Raw genomic sequence first — 26,844 nt, 5'->3', positions numbered from 1 at the left:
ACGATGAAAATTGGGGTACCGAAAGAAATTAAAAATAACGAAAACCGTGTGGCAATGACGCCAGCTGGAGTTTTATCATTAGTAACGTCTGGACATGAAGTATTAATCGAAACAGGAGCAGGCTTAGGTTCTGCATTTACTGACGCTGATTATTTATTGGCCGGAGCGAAAATTGTTGATAGCGCAGAAGAAGCTTGGACTGCTGAAATGGTTTTAAAGGTGAAGGAGCCTGTTGAAAGTGAGTACGGTTATTTCCGCGAGGGATTAATTTTGTTTACTTATTTGCACTTAGCGCCGGAACCAGCATTAACAAAAGCATTAATCGCCAAAAAAGTAGTGGGTATTGCATATGAAACAGTGCAATTACCAAATCGTTCATTACCATTATTAACACCAATGAGTGAAGTTGCTGGGAAGATGGCAACGCAAATCGGTGCACATTATTTAGAGAAATTACCAGGTGGAAAAGGGATTTTATTAGGTGGTGTATCAGGCGTACAGCGCGGTAAAGTAACGGTAATTGGTGGCGGGATTGCTGGTACGAACGCTGCGAAAATTGCTGTTGGTATGGGAGCAGACGTGACGATTATTGATTTAAGCCCAGAGCGTCTTCGTCAATTAGAGGATATTTTTGGTCGAGATGTGCAAACATTAATTTCAAATCCATATAATATTGCACAGGCTGTAAAAGAAGCTGATTTAGTCGTAGGATCTGTATTAATTCCAGGAGCAAAAGCACCAAAGCTTGTAACAGAGGATATGATTCGTTCGATGTCACCAGGTTCAGTTGTTGTGGATATTGCGATTGATCAAGGGGGCTGCTTCGAAACATCTGAAAAAGTCACAACACATGACAAACCAACATTCGAAAAGCATGGTGTCGTGCACTATACGGTTGCTAATATGCCGGGTGCAGTGCCACGTACTTCAACGGTTGCTTTAACGAATAATACAGTGCCATATGCATTACAAATTGCTAACAAAGGCTATGTGAAAGCATGTTTAGATAATCCAGCATTAAAATTAGGTCTTAACACATTAGAAGGTCATGTTGTGTATGAGGCAGTAGCAAATGCACAAGGAGTAACATGTGCTTCAGTAGATGAGCTATTAAGTGCATCGGCTAGTTTAACGAATTAAAAATTAAAATCAAAAAGCTGACGAATTCATTTCGTCAGCTTTTTATAGTGCGTCATGAATGATCCACTGCAATGAGCTCTGTTGATATATCGCCCTCATAATCGGTCATTTTAATGATGCCATAGCCTTTAGCAAGAAATAAAGTAGAACCATTTGGATAGTTTAACACAACCACATTTTTGAACGTGCCAGCTTTTGTATGGACTGTTTCGGTAGTGCTAACAACAACCACATCCGTATAATCGTTTTTTTCAACCCCATAATCCGTATCAAGAATTGTTGTTTTTGCCTTCATTGGATAAGCCAATGAAAAATAAAAAACATCTGAATATGCGACACCCATCGCAAAGCTTTTTGGGGATTCAATATACGTATAACCCGTGTATTCATCTTCTAATAAGTGAACAGCATTGTCGAAGTAGGGATTTTTTGTAGCCACATATGTTTTTTTCTCTGGTCCCTGAAAAGAAGGTTCATATGTGTAACTTTGTCCAATGTTAGGAAGGAGGCCAGTTGTAATTTTTGTGGTAGTGGTTGGATTTGTGGTAGTGGTTGGATTTGTAGTAGTTGTTTTTTTCGATTGTGCAGATGTATAAAAAGTGTTTTGACCTACTTGATATTCTAACGATGCCCATTTAGTTTTTCTAGCATGGACAATTTCTTTTGCACGATTTTGAAATAGCGCCATTTTTTCAGTATTCAATGAAGAGACATCCTGATAGAATAGCTCTTTTTTTTCTTGAAAATCGTGCGCAGATGCAGCCTGAATGAATTTGAATTTAGAGAAACTAAGAGGCAAGACGATTAATACGAATAAAATAAAAGAAATGTTTACTATTTTTTTCATGATGCACTTCCTTTCCTACTAAAATTTTTTCTGATTTACAAACATTATCGTTAAAAATGAAAGAAATAATGTAGAGAAACTAGATTTATAGTATAAAATGAATATATAAGAAAAAACCGATTTGAACTCTATCAAAACGGCTTTTTACAATTATATGAAAATCAATTTTATAAAATGACTAATTCTTTTGTGAATTTCGTTAAAATTTCTACACCATCCGCTGTAACAACCACATCATCCTCGATGCGAACACCCGCAACGTCTGTTTTATAAATTCCTGGTTCAATGGTAAATACAGTACCTGGGTTTAATACCATTTCGTTTGTCCCTGTAATCGATGGGAATTCGTGAACAGAGATGCCAAGGCCATGACCGAGACGGTGTGTGAAATATTGTCCGTAACCTGCCTCTGTAATGACATCACGCGCAATTTTATCTAAATCCATCGCAACGACACCTGGTTTGACAGCAGCAATCGCATCTTCATTTGCTTTGCGAACCGTATTGTAAATTTTTACTTGTTCTTCATTAGGCTGACCGAATGCCACGGTACGCGTTATATCCGAGCAATAGCCTTCATAAATGACCCCTAAATCAAATAAAATAAGGTCCCCTTTTTGAATTTTTCGATCCCCAGGTGTCCCGTGTGGAGAGGCTGCTTTTTCACCTGCAAGCACCATTGTATTAAAGCTCATCGTATAACCTTTTGCTTTAATTGCGGATTCAACCGTATTTAAAATGTCCATTTCCGTTTTGCCTTCAGCAATGGCATCACAGCCTACTTGAATTGCGAAGTCTGCTAGTTCTGCAGCTTTTCGCATTTTCACTAATTCGTCTTCGTCCTTTTGAATACGCAGTGCATTTATTTTCGTATCAATGCCAGCGAATTGAACTGCTGGATAACGCTCTTGTAACGCTTCCAAACGCTCAACCGTAAGATGTGCTTTTTCAATGGCAAGTGAAGAGAGCTGAACATTTTTGGAAGCAAACGTTTTTGCTAACACATCCCAAGCGTTTTCCGTATCTTCATGACCAACTACATCATATGCCCAACCTGCCGCTACAGCATCAGGTACTTCCATCTTTGGGCAAATTAAAAAAGGTTCTTGCTGTTTGAACACCATAATTCCTAGTAATCGTTCATGTGGATTACTTTTGAAACCTGAAAAATAAAAAACATTGTCTGGAGTTGTAATGAATGCAGCCTCTAAATTGTTTTCAATCAAATAATTTTGTAATTGTTGTAGTTTTGACATTTGTAAAACCCCTTTCATCTTATGAATCTATGGTGTAAAGTGAAATTTCTGACATCGATAGTATAACAAAAAAAAGGAATTTCTGCATTTCCCTCGAATAACGATATAATGGCTAGATTAGGAGGGGTTTTTTATGAGAATTTCATTTCATGGACATTCCGTTGTAAAAATTCAAACGAATAAACATATGATTTTAATTGATCCATTTATTAATGGGAATGGTCAAACGGATTTACAAGTTGAACAGGAAAATCCCGATGTCATTTTATTAACGCATGGGCATAATGATCATGTTGGGGATACTGTAGAACTGGCGAAGAAAAACGATGCGCTTGTTGTAGCACCGAATGAATTAGCGAATTACTTAGGTTGGCAAGGGTGTCGTGTACACAATATGCATATTGGCGGTGCTTACAACTTTGATTTTGGGAAGGTGAAATATACACAGGCCTTTCATGGATCATCGTATGTAACAGATAAAAATGAAATAATTTATACGGGCATGCCTGGTGGAATTTTATTTACTGCAGAGGATGTCACAATTTATCATGCAGGGGATACGGCGTTATTCGGGGATATGGAGCTGATTGGCAAACGTCATCCAATCGACGTTGCATTTTTACCGATTGGTGATAATTTTACGATGGGTCCTGAGGATGCGGCATATGCAGTGTCATTATTAAAACCGAAAATCGTTGTACCAATTCATTACAATACATTTCCTCCAATTGTTCAGGATCCAAACGACTTTGCGAAATTAGTAGAAGGTGCAGATGTTCAAATGTTAAAACCTGGTGAAGAAGTTAACTTTTGACCAATATATAGGTTCAACTAGAACGGAAAAAATTATTTCAGGGCTGGCCTGCTACATGCACATACAGATGAGTCATATAGATTTGTGCTAACTTTGTCTGTGTGCCTCATGTGCTTAGCAAGCCTAACCTAGCGCATACTTTATGAGAATCCCTAGTTAGAATTCGTACAATGAAAAGATAGAAAATTTTGTTGAACTTATACTGAAAAAAGTAGCGAAACCGGCTACTTTTTTTCTATGAGTACGATAATTTGGAGTTGGCATCATCATACGTCTGACCAATAGTGAAAATTGTATAATTGTAACAATCAAATATGGTACACTAGGGACAAGAACGAATGATGGGAAATAGGTGATAATATTGTCAACAAAACACGAAAAAATACTACAATATATCGAATCACTACCAGTTGGCGATAAAATTTCAGTGCGCCAAATTGCTAAGGAAATGCAAGTAAGTGAAGGAACAGCTTACCGTGCGATCAAGGAAGCAGAAAATCGCCGTTTAGTAAGCTCAATTGAACGAGTGGGTACGATTCGTATTGAGAAGAAAAAGAAAGAAAATATTGAACGCCTAACATTTGCAGAAATCGTCAATATTATAGATGGACAAGTTTTAGGTGGCAAAACAGGCTTACACAAAACATTAACTAAATTCGTAATTGGTGCCATGAAGCTCGATGATATGATGCGCTACACAGATGCGGGCAGCTTACTCATTGTTGGGAACCGTACACAGTCACATGAATATGCACTGAAAACTGGTGCAGCTGTGTTAATTACGGGTGGCTTCGATACAACCGATGAAAATAAACAACTTGCAGATGAATTAGATTTACCAATCATCTCGACAAGCTATGATACTTTTACAGTGGCAACAATGATTAACCGTGCCATTTATGACCAATTAATTAAAAAAGACATTTTATTAATTGAGGATATTTATGTCCCGATGGAAGATACAGCGGTGCTACGTAATACGCATTTAATTGCTGATTATCATAAACAAAATATGCGTACAACACATGGTGCGTTTCCAGTTGTCACGGTTCAAAATAAGCTAGTCGGTATGATTACAAGTAAAGACGTCATTGGACGAGATGAATCCGAAGCTATTGATAAAGTTATGACGAAAAATCCAATTGCCGCATCAATGAAAACGAGTGTTGCTACGGCAGGACACCGCATGATTTGGGAGGGGATTGATTTACTTCCGGTTATTAACGACGAGGGGTTATTGCAAGGTGTTATTACCCGTCAAGATGTATTGAAAGCGTTACAACTTGCGCAACGTCAACCACATCATGGTGAAACAATTGATGATTTAGTAAAAAATGAGATGCGTGTGTTAGGTGATGAGGATCTCGTTGTAGAATTTACTGTAACACCTCAAATGACGAACCAATTCGGCGCGATTTCTTATGGTGCCTTTACAACATTACTAACAGAGGTGGGCTCGTTTGCATTAAAGCGTCGAAAACGTGGGGATGCCATTGCAGAAAATATGACGATTTATTTCATTAAGCCCGTTCAAATGGAGAGTATATTAACGGTTCGACCACAAATTTTAGATATGAGCCGTAAGTTTGTAAAAATGGATTTTGAAGTATTTAACGGCACGCTGTTAGTAGGAAAAGCGTTAATGATGTTCCAATTATTGGAGAAATGATGATATTAGAAAGGGACAACCTTTAAAATAGGTGCCCCTTTTCATCAAAATTTATTGAGTTCGTATTCTTCAAGAATGTATTTACCTTCGTGACGCATACGCTTAAAGTTATTAAGACCAAGGCCTATACCAATAACGGCAAATATAGCCGCTACTATAAAGCCAACTGCATCAGGGTAAAGTATGAGGGCATTACAACTAAAGAAAATAAGAAACATACCTAATGAAACACCAGCTTTTGCTGTATACCATTTTTTACGAATGGGTAACGTAGCACGAAGTTGTTTCGTTTTGAAATAAAAATAAAAAACGAATGAAACTACAATGGCTGCGACAAAAATAAAGTTTAAATAAATCATAGTGAACCTCCCAAGTAGCATAGCTAATAAGTATTGTACCTATTTTTTAGCAAAATTGCGACTGGAATTCACTGACTATTAGGGGGACACGCTTGTGAAACGACAAATCATCGACACAATTCAGCAATACGAAACAATTATTGTACATCGCCATGTACGTCCCGATCCAGATGCCTATGGGTCGCAGTGTGGGTTAGCAGAGCTTATTCGAGTAAATTATCCGAATAAAACAGTGTATACGGTTGGGGAGCACGAGGAATCGCTCGCATTTTTAGCACAGCCACAGCAAATTCAAGACGAAATATTTGAAGGTGCGTTAATTTTAGTTACAGATACGGCCAATACAGAGCGCATTGATGACCAGCGCTATAAAAAGGGTGCCTATGTCATTAAAATTGATCACCATCCAAACGATGATGCATACGGAGAATTACTTTGGGTAGATACGAATGCGAGCTCTTGCAGTGAGATGATTTATGAACTATATGAAGAAGCAAAAAATCATGCGAACTGGACGATGTCAGATGAGGCAGCGCGTTTACTTTTCGCAGGAATTGTTGGCGATACAGGGCGCTTTTTATTCCCAAGTGCCAGCGAAAAAACATTCGAAACAGCGGGACATCTCGTTTCGTATAATTTTAACCGAAGTGAATTATTTGACGCGATGTACGAAATGGACCGAAAATTACTGCATTTACAAGGATATATAAATCAAAACTTTACGATGGATGAACATGGCGCGGCGCACATTAAAATTACAGAAGAAGTTTTACAGGAATTTGATGTTACCCCATCTGAAACATCTTTATTAGTAGGTTCTTTAGGAAATGTGAAAGGCATTTGTGCATGGATTATTTTTATTGAAGAAAATGATACCATTCGTGTGCGATTACGTTCAAAAGGACCCGTTATTAATACGTTAGCGAAAAAATATAATGGTGGCGGACATCCATTAGCATCAGGTGCCACAGCCTATTCTTGGGCAGAAGCGGACCAAGTAATTGAGGAATTAAAAGAAATTTGTAAAAACTATTAATAAAGTAAGGAGGGATGGATAGTGTCGATTGTTTATCCACAAATACGGACAAGTGCAGATTTATTGAAAAGTACGATTCGTATCGAAGAGCTCATCCCTTTTTTACAACACCAAGAGGCAGAAGCATGTGCAGTCGTGAATACGAAATTGTACGGGCTTTTGCCTTTTTGGCATCAAATGAAAAAAGCTGGGATTCATCCTGTCGTAGGATTAACGTTACAAATTGAAGTTGCGGAAAATCAGTTATTACCGTTAGTTCTCTATGCAAAAAATGATGTAGGCTATAAAAACTTATTGAAAATTTCAAGCAGCATTGCAATCCGTCCTCAAAATACATTGCCTTTACGATGGTTAGTTGCTTATGGAAAAGGACTTGCCCTCGTTGTACCAGCTCTCGAACAGCAAGCGATTTGGCTTCGTGATGCATATCAGACAGTAGCTCAAACAGTAAAAGAAAATTTTGCAGACGACTTTTTTGTTGCCATTTCAAGAGCAAATGGTATTTCTGAAGATGAGCCTATTGCAGTACAGTGGGCAGAAAAAATGAGCTCGACACTTCTTGCTACACATGAAAGTTTGTTTTTAAAGCGTGAAGATTCTTTTGCATTTAAAGTTGCACAAGCAATTGAGTCAGGTCACAAACTGAGTGAACCGACGCAAAATGATGAACCAAATGAAAGTTATGTGTTATCAAAAAATGAGTGGGAACAGCGTTTTGGGGATAAACCAGAGTGGCTTCATGCAACGAGAGAGTTATTAGTAAGCTGTCGTGTAACGGTGGAAAGTGATACTGTGCATATGCCAAAATTTCCTGTGGGACCAACTCAAACTGCAGAGCAATTATTGTATGACGAAGTAAAAAAAGGACTGCAACAACGTCTCCATACAGAAGTACTTCCTGAACAGTACGAAAAGCGTATGCACTATGAGCTGCAAGTCATTCAAACAATGGGTTATTCTGATTATTTTTTAATCGTCGCAGATTTTATGCGTTTTGCGAGAGAACAGCAAATTTTAACAGGCCCCGGACGTGGATCTTCGTCTTCATCACTTATTGCTTATGCACTACGAATTACGCAAGTGGACCCGCTCCAATATGATTTATTATTCGAACGATTTTTAAATCCTGAGCGCGTCTCTTTACCCGATATTGATATCGATTTTCTTGATACGCGTCGCCATGAAGTCATTCAATATGTCGCGCAAAAATACGGAAAACAATATGTCGCACAAATTATTACATTTGGTACGCTGTCTGCGAAAGCCGTAGCCAGAGATGTTGCACGGATGTTTAATTTCGACAGTGAGACACTTGAAATGATTTCTAGAATGATTCCGAATAAACCAGGTATTACGTTAAACGAAGCATATGCCCAATCAGAAAAGCTAAGACAGTGGATCATGTCAGAAGCGATTCACCAAAAATGGTATGAAGCAGCATGTCGTTTAGAAGGGTTACCACGAAATTCCTCTACGCATGCGGCAGGTGTTGTATTAAGTCCAGTGCCATTAGTCGACGTTGTACCGATTGAAGAAGGACATGAAGGCATTTATTTAACGCAGTGGCCGATGAATGAAGTGGAGCAAACGGGCTTATTGAAAATTGACTTTTTAGGGTTACGAAATTTAACGATTATTGAACAAATTCGTCGTTCTATTCAATTTTCACATCAAATACAACTTGTGTTAAATGATATTCCATTAACGGACGCTGCAACGTTTACATTATTACAGCACGGGGATACGGCTGGGATTTTCCAGTTGGAATCAGATGGAATGAAAAATGCGTTGCGCGAAATCCAGCCGACTCATTTTTTAGATATCGTAGCCGTCAATGCTTTGTATCGCCCGGGTCCTATGGAGTTCATTTCTAATTATGCGCGCCGTAAGCATGGTCAAGAGCAAGTGTTCATGCCTCATCCCGCGCTAGAGCCAATATTACGTGAAACATACGGGGTTATTATTTACCAAGAGCAAATTATGCGCATCGCCAATGTGATGGCCGGCTTTTCGATTGGAGAAGCAGACTTATTGCGCCGCGCAGTGAGTAAGAAAAAACGTGAAGTACTTGAGCAGCAACGTACGGCTTTTGTACAAGGGGCCCGTAATCAAGGTTTTACAGAGCAAGTAGCAGACGAGGTATATGAGTTAATTGTGCGCTTTGCAGACTATGGTTTTCCGAAAAGTCATGCTGTTGCATACAGTATCATTTCGTATCAAATGGCGTATTTAAAAGCGAATTTCCCTGTGAATTTTTATGCGGCATTATTAACAAATGCTACAGGAAATACAGATAAACTAGCGCAAATTATGGCGGAAGCAAAGTTGCGCGGCATTGAATTTTTACCGCCATCGATTAATCGTAGTGTGCGCCATTTTAAAGTGGAAAGCGGTAAAATTCGTTTTAGTTTCTCGGCAATTAAAGGGGTTCCACAACCATTTTTACAGAAATTAATGGCGATACGAGAGGACAAAGAACAAGCATTTCAGGATATTTTTGATTTGGCGATTTCACTAAGTGCCGCGAATTTTTCAAGAAAAGTGATGGAGCCTTTAATTAAAGCGGGTGCGTTGGATGAGTTTGGCAAGGAACGAGCGACGTTATTGGCGACAATTGATGGTGCTCAAAAACAAGCAGAACTCGTGCGTCCAAATGAGGCAGAAACGTTATTTGCCAATTCCATGTTTGTTTTTGGAAAACCGAAACATAATGAAGTGCCACCACTTTCAGAGAAAATAAAATTGCAATTTGAAAAAGAAGTGCTTGGCTTTTATTTATCAGATCATCCGCTTGTCAAAATGCGCTCTCAGTATCCTCAAGCGACGACAACGGTGCAAATGTTAGCCTCATTAAAAGATAATACGTTTGTAAAAATGATCGGCTTTGTAAATGAAATGCGTCAGTTGCGTACAAAAAAAGGTGAGCTAATGGCTTTTGTTCAAATAGAAGATGAGTTCGGTAGTGTGTCATTAACGTTATTCCCGAAAGAATATGAACTCGTTGCTGGAAAATTAGTAGAAGGAACATTTGTAGCCGTAGAAGGTTTTTTTGAACAACGATTTAATAAACAGCAAGTGAAAGTGAAACAAATTATTATTCTATAAATAGTAAAAGAGGTTGTTCTAAGTGTTAAAACTAGAGCAATCTCTTTTCTTATTGAGAAAAATTTTGTAGAAAAAGTAAGTTTATTAGTTATAAAAGGTGAAAAATTCTTATATATAATAAGAGCCCATTCTATTTTTTACTTTACATTTCTAAAAACATTTTGTATTCTATGGTAAGAAAATGGTCAGACCACTTTTGATTGGATTAAGCAAAAACGCCCATTAATAAAGAGGTGAAAATAGATGGAGCAAAAGCATACGAAAAAAATGTTTCTCCAAATTGTAAAGCAGCTACGTGATTTAATTGCTGACCAAAATATTCAAGAAGGAGAAAAATTGCCTTCTGAACGTGTATTAAGTGAGCAATTAAATGTAGGGCGGTCTTCTGTAAGGGAAGCTTTGCGAAGTCTAGAACTACTTGGGTTAATTGAAACCAAGCATGGAGATGGCACTTATTTAACGAGTATGAAGCAACATCATTTAGTGGAAATTGTTGGATCATTTATTTTACAAGATGCAAGATCAGTTGCGGATGTACATGCAACACGTGAGATGCATGAAAAAGAAGCGATTAAAATCATTTGTCAATCAGAAACACTGAGGAAATTACCAGTTTGGGAAAGTATTTTTGTGAAAGTTGAATTAGAGCAATCGTTGCAACGTGAAGCAATATTGCGTGAATGCATGATTGTAACAGAAAACCGGCTTGCGTTTAAAATATGGCTCCAATTATCGGCGTATAGTAATAGTGCATTAGTGAATGACGTGACATTCGAGGAAAAACCACACTTACAAATTATGCTTGCTTCAATGCAGATGGGTTACTTACCAGAAGCGATTGAAGCCTATGAAAAATGGATAAAAACGATGAAGTAATAATACTATTAGCAGTGAAAACAAAGGGGGATTCTCATGGCAATTCGTGATTTATTTTCGATAAACCGTAAGAAAAATGCAGGGAGCATCATTAAAAAATCGGATGAAAAGCACTTTCCAGAAGGAATTGTGACAAAATGTCCGAAATGCAAAACGATTCATGTAACGAAGGAAGTTGAAAAAAATCTGAAGGTATGCCCGAAATGTGTGTACCATTTTAATATGACAGCGCATGAACGAATTAACTGTTTTTTAGATAAAGATTCGTTTACATCAATGGATGACCATCTACAAACAATGAATCCATTAAATTTCCCAGCTTATATCGAAAAAGTAAATTCAGATATGGAAAAAACGGGATTGAATGAAGCGGTTTTAACAGGGGTTGGCACGTTAAAGGGGAATCCGATTGCAATTGCTGTAATGGACTCTCATTTCCGTATGGGTTCTATGGGCTCAGTTGTTGGGGAAAAAATAACACGAGCGGTTGAAAAAGCGACAGAATTACGTATCCCATTCATTATTTTTACGGCAAGCGGTGGTGCACGAATGCAAGAAGGTGTGCTGTCATTAATGCAAATGGCTAAAACGAGTGTTGCATTGAAGCGTCATAGTGAAGCGGGTTTATTATATATTTCGATTATGACACATCCAACGACGGGTGGCGTATCGGCTAGCTTTGCGTCGATTGGTGATTTAAATATTGCGGAACCACAAAGTTTAATTGGCTTTGCAGGTAGACGTGTAATCGAGCAAACGGTACGCGAGAAGTTACCAGAAGATTTCCAAACGGCGGAATTTTTACTCGATCATGGTCAATTAGATGCCATTATTAGTCGTTTAGATATGCGCGATAAAATAGCAACGATTGTGAAATTACATGTACAAGGAGGCGTATCACATGTCTAAACTAATGGCGTTTGAAGAACCTGTTGTAAAGCTACGTGAAAAAATAGATGAGTTAAAGACGATTGCAGTAGAAGCAGATGTGGACATGAGCGGTGAGATTGAAAAGCTTGAAACGCGTTTAACTCAGCTAGAGCAAAGTCTTTATGCCAATATGGAACCATGGAATCGTGTCCAAGTAGCGCGTCATCCACAACGACCAACAACGCTCGATTATATTGAACGAATTTTTGATGATTTTATCGAATTACATGGCGATCGTAGTTTTAAGGATGACGAGGCCATTGTTGGTGGAATCGCGTCATTTAATGGACAGCCTATTACGATTATTGGACATCAGCGAGGAAAAACAACAAAGGAAAATATTCGCCGTAATTTTGGTATGCCTCATCCAGAAGGCTACCGAAAAGCACTACGGTTAATGCAGCAAGCCGAAAAATTTAAACGACCAATTATTTGCTTTATCGATACGAAAGGCGCATATCCAGGGAAAGCCGCAGAAGAGCGAGGTCAAAGTGAAGCCATTGCGCGTAATTTATTTGAGATGGCAGGCTTTAAAGTGCCAATTATTAGTATTGTAATCGGTGAAGGTGGAAGTGGTGGCGCATTAGCACTTGGTGTGGCAAATAAGATTTTTATGCTTGAAAACTCAACGTATTCGGTTATTTCGCCTGAAGGGGCAGCATCGATTTTATGGAAAGATGCAAGCTATGCAAAACAGGCAGCAGAAGCGATGAAAATTACTGCACCGGATTTAAAGCAATTGGGTGTGATTGATGGCATCATCCCTGAAGTTGCAGGTGGTGCACATAAAAATGTTGATCAGCAAGCAAGTACGATGAAAGAATATATTGTAGACACATTAGTTCATTTAAATAGCTTATCCGTAGAACAATTAATTGATGAGCGTTATGCTAAATATAAAAACATTGGTCAATTTATCGAATAAGTGATTGAATAGCAATTTCCATAAAAAATCAATTACGCAAAGGTGTAATTGATTTTTTTGTTAAGATTTCGATAATTGTTACTCAGAATAGTTACATAACGACCGTTTTTCTGTTAATGTGAATAATAGCATAGGAGGAGAACATTTGATGAAAAAGATAGCAGTTTTAACGAGTGGAGGAGACGCTCCAGGGATGAATGCTGCCATCCGTGCTGTTGTTCGTAAAGCACGATATCATGGCGTAGAAGTCGTTGGCGTTTATCATGGCTATGAAGGGCTTTATAATGAAAATTATAAACCTCTAGATATAGGCTCAGTTGGAGACATTATTCAGCGTGGTGGTACAATCTTATATTCTGCTCGTTTCCCAGAGTTTAAAGAGGGAGATTATCAGGAACAAGCAATTGAACGCATGAAAAAAGCAGGCATTGAAGGATTAGTCGTTATTGGTGGTGACGGTTCTTACCGTGGTGCGATGCAGTTAACTGAAAAAGGTTTTCCATGCGTTGGAATTCCAGGGACGATTGATAATGACGTTCCTGGGACAGAATATACAATAGGTTTTGATACAGCATTAAATACAGTGGTAGATTCCATAGATAAAATTCGTGATACGGCAACAAGTCATGAAAATACTTTTGTAATCGAAGTTATGGGGCGTGATGCGGGGGATATCGCATTATGGGCTGGACTTGCTGGAGGGGCAGAATCAATTTTAATCCCAGAAGAAAAGTTTGAAATTGAAGATATCGTGACACGTTTAGAGCGAGGTGCTTCACGAGGGAAACGTCACAGTATTATCATTGTTGCTGAAGGTGTAATGAAAGGCCATAAGCTCGCAAAACAATTAGAAGAACGTACAGGGGTTAAAATACGTACTTCTGTACTTGGTCATATTCAGCGTGGCGGCTCACCATCTGCGCGTGATCGAGTGTTAGCCGGTTTATTTGGAGCGCGAGCAGTCGAACTTTTAATAGAAGGTAAGGGCGGACGTGCTGTAGGGATTAAAAATCATAATGTCGTTGATTATGATTTTAAAGTGGCGTTTGAACAAAAGCATCAAGCAGATTTAAGTTTATACACATTATCAAAAGAACTATCAATTTAACAAAAAATTTACCACTATTATAAGTAGTGGAATGAATGTCTACTATTTATTTCATTCAGGGGTATAAACCTCGGCGTATTTGATATTACACAAACGGAGATGACATAAGATGAGAAAAACGAAAATTGTATGTACGATTGGACCAGCAAGTGAATCACCAGAAATGTTAGAAAAATTAATTACAGCAGGGATGAATGTTGCACGATTAAACTTTTCACATGGGGGTCATGAAGACCATGCGATTCGAATTGCGGCAATCCGCGATGCATCCGTGCGTATGAAGAAGCCTGTCGGAATTTTATTGGATACGAAAGGTCCTGAAATTCGTACACATACGATGGAAAATGACGAGCTTCATTTAGTAGCCGGACAAGTTATTGATATTTCAATGTCAGAAGTAATCGGAAATGAATCTTGTTTTTCTGTAACATATGATCGCCTCATTGAAGATGTAGAGCAAAACGACCGAATTTTATTAGATGACGGCTTAATTGAACTACGTGTTTTAGCAAAAGATATGGAACAAGGTCGCATCCATACGATTGTAGAAAATTCAGGCGTTTTGAAAAATAAAAAAGGTGTAAACGTGCCAGGTGTTTCAGTGAAATTACCAGGTATTACTGATAAAGACGCGTCAGATATTTTATTTGGTATTGAGCAAGGTGTCGATTTTATTGCGGCATCATTCGTTCGAACTGCCAAAGATGTTTTAGAAATTCGTGAATTACTAGAACAAAATGAAGGCGGACATATTCAAATTATTCCTAAAATCGAAAACCAAGAGGGCGTTGATAATATTGACGCAATTATCGAAGTTTCAGATGGCTTAATGGTTGCTCGTGGAGATTTAGGTGTAGAAATTCCAGCAGAAGAAGTACCACTCGTACAAAAAAACTTAATTAAAAAATGTAACCAAGTAGGGAAACCTGTTATTACAGCAACACAAATGTTAGATTCCATGCAACGTTTCCCACGTCCAACACGCGCGGAAGCATCAGACGTTGCCAATGCGATTATTGACGGTACAGATGCCATCATGTTATCAGGTGAGACTGCTGCTGGATTATACCCAGTAGAATCAGTAGCAACGATGAATAAAATTGCAGAACGTACAGAAGACTCTTTAGATTATCGTGCAATCGTTTCACAACGTAGCCGTGAAAGACAAGCGAATATGACAGAAGCAATTTCTCAGGCGGTAGCATTCACATCTATTAACCTAGGTGTAAAAGCAGTGTTAGCACCAACTGAAAGCGGAAATACGGCACGCATGATCGCTAAATATCGCCCAGGCGTTTCAGTGATTGCTGTTACAAGTCAGCCAACAACTGCCCAAAAGTTAACATTAGTTTGGGGCGTAAAGCCAATCGTTACTTCTCGCGTCTCGACAACAGATGAAATTTTAGAGCTATCTGTTGATGAAGCGTTAAAGCATGAGTTTGTAAATCACGGAGATGTTGTCGTAATTACAGCAGGCGTACCGGTTGGCGAAGCAGGTACAACGAACTTAATGAAAGTTCACGTGATTGGGGACTTATTAGCGCGCGGACAAGGAATCGGTAAAGCATCGGTTGTAGCAAAAGCAGTAGTCGCGAAAAATGCAGGTGAAGCATTAGCGTATGATACTGAAGGTGTAATTATTGTAACGGTTGGTTCGGACCGTGAAATGATGCCTGCAATTGAAAACTGTGTAGGGATTATTACAGAAGAAGGTGGGTTAACAAGTCATGCGGCAGTAGTCGGCTTGAGCTTAGGAATCCCCGTTATTGTTGGTGTAAAAGAAGCAACAACATTAATCCGTCATGGTCAAGAAATTACAATGGATGCAGAAACTGGTGTCATCTATAAAGGACATGCCAGCGTACTATAGTAAAATACACTTATAAACAAAAAAACATCATTAGATTTTTATCTAAATGATGTTTTTTTGTTGAGAGGAAATGAAACTTTTTTGTCTAGCAAACGTATATAAAAGTAACAATAGGAGGAATATGCATGAAAAAGTTACTAGTAGGACTACTCGTTTTAGTATTTGCTGAAATTGCGACTTTCATCATTGTCGGCAAAGCGATCGGCGTTTTATATACATTATTATTAATTATCGTGACATCGGTTGTTGGTGTGTTAATTGCTAAAAAACGTGGCACAAAATCTTTCCAAGCCATTCAAAACAGTGCTGCACAAGGTCAGCCGCCTGGTGTACCAATGATTGAAACTTTTATGATTTTTATCGGAGGAATTTTATTAGCTTTACCAGGTTTTTTAACAGATATTATCGGTCTGTTATTTGTATTAGGCATTACAAGAAACTTATTTAAGCCACTTATTTTCTTGTGGTTACGTAAAAAGATGAAGCACGGACAAGTCGTTATTTTGCAAAAATAGTACTTTGTTTAACTTTTACTGCAAGCATTAATAAAATAGGGCTTAACAGGATGCCATAAAATCCAAACAGTAAAATCGAGGCAGCACTGATTAAAAAAGTATGGACCATGCGTAAATGTAGCGTATGTGACCATAATTTTGACTCAGCTAGCTGCCTTGTTATTTGGACGAAAACATAAAGCAGGATGAGCGCGATTGCTAATGTTAGCTTGTTTACAAAAAAGAAATAGGCAGCGAGTGGCAGTAAAAAAATGCCGATTCCTAAAAAAGGAAGCATATCAGCTAATGATATTAAAAATGCTTTGCTTATAGGCGCATCGAATTGTAAAAAATAAAAGCCTGTACAAAGTAAAATAAATGTCAGTGTAAATAGCTGAAGCTCGACAAAAATAAAATAGCTAATGAGTTCCATTGATTTTGAGAAGTAATGGGACCAAACTTTTCGAAAAGATTTTGGTGTGTAAGTGAAAAACCAAAGTCTATTTTTTTTACTCTCAAAAATAGAAAAGTAGAAAACGATAAAGAAAATAAATAATTCAAAAATAGAGTTGAGTAAACCTTTTACAAAACTAACAAAGAATAGCATAGCATCATTCAGAAGTGTAGAAACTTTCTCAAGGAAAAAGGGCAGTAAGGGATGTGTACTGTAGTGACTTGAAAATGTTTGAAGTGCGTTTTGTATCGTAGGGAGTAGTTGTAATGTACTTTGTAGAAATAAAAAAAATAATGTCGCTATAAATGCAAGGAAAAGTAAGGTGACAAAGATGACCGCAATAAAAAAGGGAATCTTCAATCGCTCTTTTAAAAAGGCAATAACCGGATAGATGATATAGGCGGCAAAAATACCTAGTACGATTGGAAAAGTGAAAAAAAGTAAGGCGATATAGATCAATAAGATGACGTATTTCCAGGTACGTTCCAAAAAGTTGCTAAAATTATACATTTCCCTCAATTTATTCACTCCTATTTTATGCCTGATATATCTCGTTCTAAACTTATTATTCTCTTTAAAACAGTAAATCGATTAGATTTACTTTTATTTACTAAAATATACGTAATACATTCACAAAGCCGTCAAAATTGATTATAATGAATTATGTAAGCGATTTACTTATAGGTTCATTGAGCAGAACGAAAATGAGTGTACTTCTATATTATTAAGAAAGCACTTACAAAACTAATTTATCTAGTGAAGGAGAGATTTTTTATGTCAGCAACTAAAGGTTTAGAAGGTATCGTTGCAGCGGAATCAAAGATTAGTTCTATCATCGATGATACACTTACTTATGTAGGTTATAACATTGACGACCTTACTAATAATGCAACGTTTGAAGAAATCATTTACTTATTATGGCACACTCGTTTACCAAAAGCGGACGAGCTAGCTGAATTAAAACAACAACTTGCTGAGAACATGTCTATCCCGGCGGCAATTACAGACCTATTCAAATCTATGCCAATCGAAACAGTACACCCAATGGCTGCTTTACGTACAGCAGTATCAATGTTAGGGGCATTTGATGAAGAAGCAGACGTAATGGAAACTGAAGCTAACTACCGTAAAGCAATTCGTTTACAAGCGAAAATTGCTACAGTAGTAACAACTTTTGCTCGTGTTCGTCAAGGTAAAGAGCCAATTGCTCCGAAGCCAGAGTTAGGCTATGCAGCAAACTTCTTATATATGCTATCTGGTAATGAGCCAGAAGCAATTGCAATCGAAGCATTCGACAAAGCGTTAGTATTACACGCTGACCACGAATTAAATGCTTCTACATTTACAGCTCGTGTATGTGTAGCGACATTATCAGATGTATATTCTGGTGTAACTGCTGCAATCGGCGCTTTAAAAGGTCCATTACATGGTGGTGCAAATGAACAAGTTATGAAAATGTTAACTGAAATTGGTTCACTTGATAAAGTTGAATCATGGGTTCAAAACAAACTTGATAACAAAGAAAAAATCATGGGCTTCGGTCACCGCGTATACCGCAAAGGCGACCCACGTGCACCACACTTGCGCGTAATGTCTGAGAAATTAACGAAATTAACTGGTAAACCAGAATTATATGATATGTCAGTGAAAATTCACGATATGATCGTAGAACAAAAGAATTTACCAGCTAACGTAGATTTCTTCTCAGCATCAGTATATGACTCTTTAGGTATCGAGCATGACTTATTTACACCAATCTTCGCAGTATCTCGTACTTCAGGTTGGGTAGCTCATATCCTTGAACAATATGCAAACAACCGTTTAATCCGTCCACGTGCAGAGTATGTTGGACCAGGTATGCAAAAATACATTCCAATTAACGAGCGTTAATCAGAAAAGTATGATAACATATCTAGGACTGTGCAGATGCCAGTCCTAGATTTACGATTATTAGGAGGCAATTTCCAATGACTAACAAAATAGTAGTAGATAATGGTAATTTAATCGTTCCAAACAATCCAGTGATCCCTTTCATCGAGGGTGACGGTATCGGTCCAGATATCTGGGCAGCAGCTTCTCGCGTAATCGACGCGGCTGTAGCAAAAGCTTACAACAACGAAAAGAAAATCGAATGGTTAGAAGTTTTAGCTGGTGAAAAAGCATTCAACAAAACTGGCGAATGGTTACCACAAGAAACTTTAGACAAAATCAATGAATATTTAATCGCTATTAAAGGTCCTTTAACAACTCCAATCGGTGGCGGTATTCGTTCCCTAAACGTAGCATTACGCCAACAACTTGACCTTTATGTTTGCTTACGTCCAGTACGTCACTTTGAGGGTGTTCCTTCACCAGTTAAACGTCCTGAAGATGTAAAAATGGTTATTTTCCGTGAAAACACTGAAGATATCTATGCTGGAATCGAGTTTGAAGCTGGTTCAGACCAAGCTAAAAAAATCATCGACTTCCTACAAACAGAATTCGGTACAAAAAACATCCGTTTCCCAGAAACTTCAGGTATTGGTATTAAACCAGTATCTCAAGAAGGTACACACCGTTTAGTACGTTCTGCTATTGAGTATGCAATCAAGCACAACGAACCAACTGTTACTTTAGTACACAAAGGTAACATCATGAAGTACACTGAGGGTGGATTCAAAAAATGGGGTTACGAATTAGCAGAAACAGAATTTGCTGATCAAACTTTCACTTGGAACCAATACGATGCAATTAAAGCTGAACAAGGTGAAGCTGCTGCAAACGCTGCACAAGATGCTGCATTAGCTGCTGGTAAAATCTTAGTTAAAGATTCAATTGCTGATATCTTCTTACAACAAATCTTAACTCGTCCAAATGAGTTCGACGTAGTAGCTACTATGAACTTAAACGGTGACTACATCTCTGACGCATTAGCTGCTCAAGTTGGTGGTATCGGTATCGCTCCTGGAGCTAACATTAACTATGTAACTGGTCACGCAATCTTTGAAGCTACTCACGGTACAGCTCCAAAATATGCTGGTCAAGACAAAGTTAACCCATCTTCAGTATTACTTTCAGGCGTATTAATGCTTGAGCACTTAGGATGGCAAGAAGCTGCAGACATGATTACAAACTCAGTTGAGAAAACAATCTCTTCTAAAGTTGTAACTTATGACTTTGCACGTTTAATGGATGGCGCTACTGAAGTAAAATGTTCAGAGTTTGCTAGCGAATTAATCAAAAACCTTTAATTTGTAATCGACTTTGCTCATATATGTGAAATAGTGCACAAATTATTAATCGTATAATTAGAAAAGGGAGAGACTTTTAAGTTTCTCCCTTTTTGTTCGATAGAAACGCATTTATTTGTTATTTAGGCTGAATCAAGTTAATGCCCCGGCGGATGTCACAGATTTTTTAGGGGAGTTTTTCGAGCGGTCTCGAAAAAAATCTGGACGCAATTACGCCAAGGCGTAATTGATATACGAACAATCGTAAAACAAATGAAGAGGAGTGGATTGGACATGTCATTGAATCGAAAAAAAATCTCAGTAATTGGCGGTGGCTTCACTGGAGCGACTGCTGCGTTTTTAGTAGCACAAAAAGAATTAGGTGATGTTGTTTTGGTAGATATTCCGGAAGTAGAAAATCCAACTAAAGGTAAAGCACTTGATATGTGGGAAGCTGCACCTGTGCAAGGCTTCGACTCTTATGTAAAAGGAACAGCAAAATATGAAGATACGGCAGATTCAGACATTGTTTTAATCACTGCGGGTATAGCGCGTAAACCAGGCATGAGTCGTGATGATTTAGTACAAATCAATCAAGGGGTCATGAAGTCTGTATCGAAGCAAATCGCAAAATATTCTCCTAATGCAACAATAATCGTATTAACAAATCCAGTTGATGCGATGACGTATACGGTGTTTAAAGAAACAGGGTTCCCTAAAAATCGTGTTATTGGACAATCAGGTGTGTTAGATACAGCGCGTTTTAGAGCTTTCATTGCAGAAGAGCTTAACATTTCGGTCAAAGATATTACAGGTTTTGTATTAGGTGGACATGGGGATACGATGGTTCCGCTCACACGTTATTCATTTGCAGGTGGGATTCCACTTGAAACGCTTATTTCGGCGGAGCGTTTAGAAGAAATTGTCCAGCGTACGCGTGGTGGTGGCGGTGAAATCGTGAATCTATTAGGAAATGGTTCCGCTTATTATGCCCCAGCTGCTGCAATGGTTGAAATGACCGAGGCGATTCTAAAAGATCAGAAACGTATATTACCGTCAATTGCCTATTTAGAAGGTGAATTTGGTTATGAGGGGATTTATTTAGGTGTCCCGACATTATTAGGTGCAAATGGCATTGAAAGAATCTTTGAATTAGAGCTTACAGTAGAAGAAAAGGCCGCATTAGATCACTCAGCCGAAGCGGTTAAAGAAGTAATGAATGCGTTAATCTAATTTGTGAATGACCTAAGTGAGAAATGAATTCTTGCTTGGGTTTTTTGTATAAACTTGAGGCATGTAAAATTTTAGCTCACCTGTATTTGTACTTTGTGGTCAAAGTTGATACTATGAAGATAATCTCAAGATGAAGGGGTTGCGCATATTTGTTGAAACCGAATGGAAAAGTAGGCAGGAAAATTGATGAACTAGAAATTGGTGAGCGGTTACACATTACAGAAACGATAGAGGATAAGGATTTATTATTATACTTAGGTTTAACGAATGACAGTAATCCGTTATATATTCAGCATGATTATGCAGCAGACACACCGTTTGGTAAACCAATTGTACCGACGATTATGCTAAATGGTATTATTACTTCTGCTATTTCTAAACATATGCCAGGACCGGGTTCAAATATTGTAGAGCAACATTTAATTTATTCACATCCCGTCTTTCATTATGAAACGATTGAATTCACATTACAATTGGAACAAATTGATGAGTTGAAAAATCAGGTTGAAATAAGTGTGCAAGGATATAATGCACAAAAGCAATCGATTGTTGAGGGGATTTTAAAAGTTTCACCACCATATTAATTGATTTGAGATGGGGGTTTCAAATCGATTTTGGAGGAAGTAGAAAATGACAAAGACAATTTTAGTGGTAGAAGATGAAGTATCGATTGCAACGTTATTAAAATATAACTTAGAACAAGCTGGTTTTGAAGTACTGCTCGCACATGATGGACAAGCAGGGTTAGATATTGCGGTTGAGCAGTCACCAGATTTAATGCTGCTCGATTTAATGTTGCCTAAATTAGATGGCGTGGAAGTATGTAAAGAACTTCGCAGATTACGTATCAATATTCCGATTATCATGCTTACGGCGAGGGATGATGAATTTGATAAAGTGCTGGGGCTTGAGCTAGGTGCCGATGATTATATGACGAAGCCTTTTAGTCCGAGGGAAGTCATTGCACGCGTGAAGGCTGTATTACGACGCTTTTCAGCTCCAATCGTAGAAGAAGTAAGTGAGCCAGGTGAAATTGTGTATTCCTATGGGAAATTACAAGTCTATCCAGAGCGCTTTGAAGCATTTATCGATGAAAAATCATTGGAATTTACGCCAAAGGAATTTGAGTTGTTAGTCTATTTACTTGAAAATAAAAACCGAGTATTAACGCGCGATCAATTGCTAAGTGCTGTATGGAACTATGATTTTGCAGGAGACACGCGAATCGTCGATGTACATATTAGCCACTTACGAGATAAAATTGAAGAAAATAGTCGAAAGCCAATTTATATTAAAACGATAAGAGGGTTAGGCTATAAGTTTGAGGAGCCTAAAAAATAATGAGTGCCATGACAAATCGCTTATTTCATACGTTAATATTTGTTTTTGGTTCCATATTAGCTGTTCTAGCATTATTTATAGGGCAGCTTTTCCCTTTTTTTGCTCTAGATTATGTAGAAACAACAGCAAGCTTAAATCAACAGCAATTTGAGCAAGTATTAAATGAACAGCAAATACAGCTCACAGCTACTGAAAAAGAAGCATTACTGAAAACGTATGAAATTGATAAAAATATAGATGATTTCGATCCAATTCATAAACGACTGTACTTATTTCTTGGCGTATTAATGTTTGTTTCATTCGTATTAATGGTGATGATGTCGCTTCGTGTAGCGAATAATTTTATTCATCCGATTATTAATATTACGAGGACTGCTATGGAATTATCGAAAGGCAATTACCGAGCAAGAGCGTTTGCAAATGGACCGAAAACGGTAGTAGAGCTGCGAAATTCGATTAATATATTAGCAAGAAATTTACAAGATATTACAAAGTCGAGAAAGATTGAAGAAGAACGTTTGAAAACATTAATTGAAAATATGGGAAGTGCCCTTATGATGATCGATCGTGAGGGCAATGTTTCAATCGTTAATCGAAAGTTTCAGAAGCATTTTGAATTGGATAAAAATGAATTAATTGGGAAAAACTTTTTAAACCTTGGATTGCCAAATGTATTAGAAGAATTTATCGATCATGTATTTTTAACGGAAATGCCTTATCGTCAGCAATTGGAAATGGAAATCGAACACGAAAGTTATGTTGAACAAGTATATGGTGCACCTGTTGTAGGGGAGCATGGACGCTGGTTAGGTGTCGTAATCGTCATGCATGATATAAGTGAACTAATACGTTTAGAGCAAATTCGAAAAGATTTTGTTGCCAATGTATCACATGAACTGCGTACACCAATTACGTCCATTAAAGGTTTTTCAGAAACGCTACTTGATGGTGCTTTTAAAGATGAGCAAATGATGCTGTCGTTTTTAGGAATCATTAATGAGGAAAGTAATCGTATTCAAGCGCTTGTAAATGAATTATTGGAACTATCTAAAATTGAACAGCATGGCTTTACAGTAAATGCTTTACCAACCCGCTTACAAGATATCTTAGTTCGTGTTGTAGACATAACTAGTGCGCAGTTGGAAAGCAAAAATATGCAGTTTGAAGTGGAAATTGAACAAGATGCGATAATTTTAGGCGATACCAATCGATTAATTCAAGTGTTCACGAACTTAATTAATAACGCAATTGCTTATTCAAAAGAAGATACCATGGTGACAATACGAATTAGTACTAATGATCAATATGGAATATTTGAAGTGAAGGATCAAGGGATTGGTATTGAAAAGGCTGAAATTGCCCGCATTTTTGAACGTTTTTACCGAGTAGACCGCGCACGTAGCCGAAATTCTGGTGGCACAGGATTAGGATTATCCATCGTGAAGCATTTAATCGAGGCCCATCATGGGAAAATTCAAGTAACGAGTGAAGTAGGTAGTGGAACGAGCATGAAGGTGTATTTACCACTTGCTCCGAAAATTTAACAATGTCTTTACAAATCGTTTATATGCACTTTATATTTCGGTGCTAAAGTTATATTTAGAAACCCCCGTTTCGAATATAGCGAAAAACAACTCACCCCAAAACAAAGCACAGCCTGTCCAATTGTAAATGGATGGCTGTGTTTTGTTTTTTGTTTCTTTTGTTGTAAAAACTTCACTAAAATAATATTTTTGCATAAATATGAAACTTATTAGTTGTTATTTCCGTAAATGGTATAGAAATGAAAATATGGATAGGGGGTTTTTGCGATGGGTGTAAAACGTACATTATCATTTATTGGCCTTGGTCTTTTCTCGCTTATTGCGCTGCTTGCTGTAACGACGTCTTGGTATACGGTAGATGAATCGGAGCAGGCAGTTATCATTACATTTGGTCAGGCAGATGAAACGGTGCAAGATTCAGGGTTACATTTTAAATTGCCTTGGCCGATTCAAACGGTGGAAGTTTTATCGAAAGAAACATATAGTTTACAATTTGGTTATAAGCAAAATGCAGAGGGCGTATTAGAATCATTTGATAAAGAAACAAAAATGATTACAGGAGATGAGTACATCGTATTAACGGATTTAGTTGTACAATGGCGTATCATTGATCCAAAGAAATATTTATTTAATTCACAAGAACCAGAAAAGATCTTACATAGTGCGACATCGAGTGCAATACGATCGGTTATTAGTAGCTCAACAATTGATGCCGCACTAACAGATGGAAAAGCGGATATTGAAGCGAAAACGCGTGATATACTCGTGTCACTTATTGAAAACTATGATATTGGTATTGGCATTATGGGGGTCAAACTACAAGATGTTGATGTTCCGAATGAAGAAGTTCGTGCTGCCTTTACAGCCGTGACCGATGCACGTGAAATGCAGCGAACAAAAAATAATGAGGCAGATAAGTATCGAAATCAGCGTATAAGTGAAGCGGAAGGCGAAAAAGATGCGATTATTTCAAAAGCAAATGGTGAAAAAACAGCCCGCATTGAACAGGCAAGTGGTGAAGTGGCAATCTTTAATAAATTATATGAACAGTACCGATTAAATAAAGAAATTACTCGTGAACGTTTAGTGCTTGAAACGTTGGAAGCGGTGTTACCGAATGCCCAAATGTATATTATGAATGATGATGCGAATGGGACGATGAAGTATTTGCCAATCCAACCTGTTCAAAAAACACCTCCAGCTGAAAAACCAACAGAAGGGAGTTCAAACTGATGAGCAATAATAAAAATAATTTTGATGGAGATTTAGATAAATTTGTAAAGAAACTATTTGGCAATAAAAATTCATCGAAAGTTGTAAAAGATGTGACACCTGATGAGCAAAAGGAGTCCAATCATTCTAGCGGTCCAACACCTATCAAAAAGAATAAAAAACCAGCGAATGTTCGTCAGTGGCTCGCATCTACAATTATTGTGACGGGGGTATTTGCCGCACTTGTTGTTGTATTAGCAAATTTATATGTTGTAAAAGAAAATGAGTTTAAAGTTGTTCGTCAGTTTGGGGAAGTCATGAAATACGAAAAAGAGCCTGGCCTTCATATGAAAATTCCATTTATTCAAAGTGTCACAACATTACCTCGTAATTTAATGACGCATGATATGACGGAAGAAGAAATTAGTACGAAAGATAAAAAACGGATTATTATTGATAACTATACCGTTTGGCGTGTGACCGATCCGAAAGCATTGATTTCTAATGCAGGTCAGTTGTTAAATGCAGAAAGTCGTATGGAAGAGTTTATATACTCCGCATTGCGTACGGAATTTGGTCAAACAATGTATAATGATATTATAAACGAAAAAAAGTCATCGCGTGGGGATATTAATGACCGCGTGACAGAGCGTGTCAATGAATTAATTACGGATGCGAATTTCGGGATTGAAGTGATGGACGTGCGAATTCGTCGTACAGATTTACCAGCAGAAAATGAGCAATCTGTTTATACGCGTATGGTTTCTGAACGTCAATCCATCGCCCAAAAGTATCTATCTGAAGGGGACGCGGAAAAACGTAGTAAGGAAGCGAACACAGATCAAGAAGTGCAAGAGATGTTGGCAACTGCGAAAAAAGACGCGGCACTTATTCAGGCTGAGGGAGAATCACAAGCAGCACAAATTTATAATAATGCGTATTCCAAGGATCCTGAGTTTTATAGCTTATTCCGTACGCTAGAATCGTATAAGAAAACAATTAATGAGGAAACGATGATTATCATTCCATCTGATTCACCGTATGCGAAATTATTATCAGGCTCTTTGAAATAAATGAAAACACCTTCAAATGACGATTAATTTGTCGCTTGAAGGTGTTTTTTGCAATTTATAATTTTTGAATAAAGTTCGATAAAAAGTAAGTTACAAACGCGGATTTTATATAGAAAGAAACCAATCGTTATGAAATGAAATTTGATCAAAACAGTTGGTTCGTTATTTATCAAGTTTGGTTTTTATAATAAAGGATGATTATTTCGGGATACGTATTTTCAATTAAAGCCTCCTTTAGTTGAAGAAGAATAGAGACGCTCATTAATCAATCGCACCCTATTAAAGAATAAAGGAATTAGAAACACGAATGCAAATTAGCTTATTTTTCTTAAACTAACGTCAACCTCAC

The 26,844-nt window shown here is 37.7% G+C and carries 23 protein-coding genes; 19 read left to right on the top strand and 4 right to left on the bottom strand.

Features of this window, described 5'->3' with window-relative positions; all coding sequences use genetic code 11:
• Nucleotides 1–3: 3 nt before the first annotated feature.
• Nucleotides 4–1,140: an alanine dehydrogenase gene (gene ald / locus ACQKIH_RS06190; protein ID WP_057989287.1), complete on the top strand. Its 1,137-nt coding sequence runs from the start codon at nucleotides 4–6 to the stop codon at nucleotides 1,138–1,140.
• Between the two features lie 52 nt (nucleotides 1,141–1,192).
• On the opposite strand, the gene ACQKIH_RS06185 is transcribed toward ald, so the two are convergent.
• Both ACQKIH_RS06185 and ACQKIH_RS06180 read right to left on the bottom strand, forming a co-directional pair.
• A complete protein-coding gene (locus ACQKIH_RS06185) occupies nucleotides 1,193–1,987 on the bottom strand; it encodes a hypothetical protein (RefSeq protein ID WP_427764170.1) in 795 nt (264 codons plus the stop codon).
• Nucleotides 1,988–2,154: 167 nt separating this feature from the next.
• Nucleotides 2,155–3,243 carry a M24 family metallopeptidase gene (locus ACQKIH_RS06180; protein WP_427764168.1) on the bottom strand — a complete coding sequence of 363 codons (1,089 nt, stop codon included), beginning with the start codon at nucleotides 3,241–3,243 and terminating at the stop codon, nucleotides 2,155–2,157.
• A 133-nt stretch (nucleotides 3,244–3,376) separates the two neighbouring features.
• Here ACQKIH_RS06180 and ACQKIH_RS06175 point away from each other — a divergent pair, with 133 nt between their 5' ends.
• Together ACQKIH_RS06175 and ACQKIH_RS06170 are read left to right on the top strand one after the other, a co-directional pair.
• Nucleotides 3,377–4,057 (top strand): metal-dependent hydrolase, encoded by a 681-nt coding sequence (locus tag ACQKIH_RS06175; protein WP_427764165.1) that lies wholly within the window; start codon nucleotides 3,377–3,379, stop codon nucleotides 4,055–4,057.
• 361 nt (nucleotides 4,058–4,418) lie between these two features.
• A complete protein-coding gene (locus ACQKIH_RS06170; RefSeq protein ID WP_427764163.1) occupies nucleotides 4,419–5,726 on the top strand; it encodes a DRTGG domain-containing protein in 1,308 nt (435 codons plus the stop codon).
• Nucleotides 5,727–5,770: 44 nt separating this feature from the next.
• Here ACQKIH_RS06170 and ACQKIH_RS06165 read toward each other — a convergent pair whose 3' ends face one another.
• A complete protein-coding gene (locus ACQKIH_RS06165) occupies nucleotides 5,771–6,085 on the bottom strand; it encodes a YtpI family protein (RefSeq protein WP_057989291.1) in 315 nt (104 codons plus the stop codon).
• 94 nt (nucleotides 6,086–6,179) lie between these two features.
• Here ACQKIH_RS06165 and ACQKIH_RS06160 point away from each other — a divergent pair, with 94 nt between their 5' ends.
• From ACQKIH_RS06160 to ACQKIH_RS06125, 8 genes are all read left to right on the top strand, one after another.
• Nucleotides 6,180–7,121, top strand: a complete 942-nt coding sequence (locus ACQKIH_RS06160) for a DHH family phosphoesterase (RefSeq protein ID WP_427764161.1) — start codon at nucleotides 6,180–6,182, stop codon at nucleotides 7,119–7,121.
• A gap of 21 nt (nucleotides 7,122–7,142) precedes the next feature.
• Complete coding sequence (gene dnaE / locus ACQKIH_RS06155; protein WP_427764158.1) at nucleotides 7,143–10,226, top strand: DNA polymerase III subunit alpha; 3,084 nt, start codon at nucleotides 7,143–7,145, stop codon at nucleotides 10,224–10,226.
• A gap of 243 nt (nucleotides 10,227–10,469) precedes the next feature.
• Nucleotides 10,470–11,102 carry a FadR/GntR family transcriptional regulator gene (locus ACQKIH_RS06150; RefSeq protein WP_427764155.1) on the top strand — a complete coding sequence of 211 codons (633 nt, stop codon included), beginning with the start codon at nucleotides 10,470–10,472 and terminating at the stop codon, nucleotides 11,100–11,102.
• Between the two features lie 36 nt (nucleotides 11,103–11,138).
• A complete protein-coding gene (gene accD, locus ACQKIH_RS06145; protein WP_057989302.1) occupies nucleotides 11,139–12,011 on the top strand; it encodes an acetyl-CoA carboxylase, carboxyltransferase subunit beta in 873 nt (290 codons plus the stop codon).
• Nucleotides 12,004–12,957, top strand: coding sequence for an acetyl-CoA carboxylase carboxyl transferase subunit alpha (gene accA / locus ACQKIH_RS06140; protein ID WP_057989304.1), 954 nt, complete (start codon nucleotides 12,004–12,006; stop codon nucleotides 12,955–12,957). The genes accD and accA overlap by 8 nt, the downstream gene beginning before the upstream one ends.
• A gap of 148 nt (nucleotides 12,958–13,105) precedes the next feature.
• Entirely contained in the window at nucleotides 13,106–14,065 is a 960-nt protein-coding gene (gene pfkA / locus ACQKIH_RS06135) for a 6-phosphofructokinase (protein WP_057989307.1), read from the top strand.
• Nucleotides 14,066–14,174: 109 nt separating this feature from the next.
• Nucleotides 14,175–15,935 (top strand): pyruvate kinase, encoded by a 1,761-nt coding sequence (pyk, locus tag ACQKIH_RS06130; RefSeq protein WP_057989309.1) that lies wholly within the window; start codon nucleotides 14,175–14,177, stop codon nucleotides 15,933–15,935.
• Nucleotides 15,936–16,060: 125 nt separating this feature from the next.
• A complete protein-coding gene (locus ACQKIH_RS06125) occupies nucleotides 16,061–16,450 on the top strand; it encodes an FxsA family protein (RefSeq protein WP_427764149.1) in 390 nt (129 codons plus the stop codon).
• On the opposite strand, the gene ACQKIH_RS06120 is transcribed toward ACQKIH_RS06125, so the two are convergent.
• The gene (locus ACQKIH_RS06120) at nucleotides 16,434–17,372 is read right to left on the bottom strand and encodes an AI-2E family transporter (RefSeq protein ID WP_427764146.1); all 939 of its coding nucleotides are present in this window, start codon (nucleotides 17,370–17,372) and stop codon (nucleotides 16,434–16,436) included. The two genes, ACQKIH_RS06125 and ACQKIH_RS06120, sit on opposite strands and share 17 nt — an antisense overlap.
• A 285-nt stretch (nucleotides 17,373–17,657) precedes the next feature.
• Between ACQKIH_RS06120 and citZ the strand changes: the two genes are divergently transcribed.
• From citZ to hflC, 8 genes are all read left to right on the top strand, one after another.
• Nucleotides 17,658–18,773 carry a citrate synthase gene (citZ, locus tag ACQKIH_RS06115; protein ID WP_057989312.1) on the top strand — a complete coding sequence of 372 codons (1,116 nt, stop codon included), beginning with the start codon at nucleotides 17,658–17,660 and terminating at the stop codon, nucleotides 18,771–18,773.
• Nucleotides 18,774–18,850: 77 nt separating this feature from the next.
• Entirely contained in the window at nucleotides 18,851–20,113 is a 1,263-nt protein-coding gene (gene icd, locus ACQKIH_RS06110; protein WP_057989314.1) for an NADP-dependent isocitrate dehydrogenase, read from the top strand.
• Nucleotides 20,114–20,386: 273 nt separating this feature from the next.
• Nucleotides 20,387–21,325: a malate dehydrogenase gene (gene mdh / locus ACQKIH_RS06105; RefSeq protein WP_057989316.1), complete on the top strand. Its 939-nt coding sequence runs from the start codon at nucleotides 20,387–20,389 to the stop codon at nucleotides 21,323–21,325.
• Between the two features lie 149 nt (nucleotides 21,326–21,474).
• Complete coding sequence (locus ACQKIH_RS06100; protein WP_057989318.1) at nucleotides 21,475–21,909, top strand: MaoC/PaaZ C-terminal domain-containing protein; 435 nt, start codon at nucleotides 21,475–21,477, stop codon at nucleotides 21,907–21,909.
• Nucleotides 21,910–21,955: 46 nt separating this feature from the next.
• A complete protein-coding gene (locus ACQKIH_RS06095) occupies nucleotides 21,956–22,666 on the top strand; it encodes a winged helix-turn-helix domain-containing protein (protein ID WP_057989320.1) in 711 nt (236 codons plus the stop codon).
• Nucleotides 22,666–24,210, top strand: coding sequence for a two-component system histidine kinase PnpS (pnpS, locus tag ACQKIH_RS06090; protein WP_427764140.1), 1,545 nt, complete (start codon nucleotides 22,666–22,668; stop codon nucleotides 24,208–24,210). The genes ACQKIH_RS06095 and pnpS overlap by 1 nt, the downstream gene beginning before the upstream one ends.
• 267 nt (nucleotides 24,211–24,477) lie before the next feature.
• Entirely contained in the window at nucleotides 24,478–25,443 is a 966-nt protein-coding gene (gene hflK, locus ACQKIH_RS06085) for an FtsH protease activity modulator HflK (RefSeq protein ID WP_057989324.1), read from the top strand.
• Nucleotides 25,443–26,495 (top strand): protease modulator HflC, encoded by a 1,053-nt coding sequence (hflC, locus tag ACQKIH_RS06080; protein WP_057989325.1) that lies wholly within the window; start codon nucleotides 25,443–25,445, stop codon nucleotides 26,493–26,495. The genes hflK and hflC overlap by 1 nt, the downstream gene beginning before the upstream one ends.
• Nucleotides 26,496–26,844 lie beyond the last annotated feature (349 nt).

It is taken from the genome of Solibacillus cecembensis, from assembly GCF_050272495.1.
Lineage (GTDB): Bacteria > Bacillota > Bacilli > Bacillales_A > Planococcaceae > Solibacillus > Solibacillus cecembensis.
The sequence above is the reverse complement of the archived record's forward strand: the minus strand, read 5'-3'. Positions and strand labels throughout refer to the sequence as shown.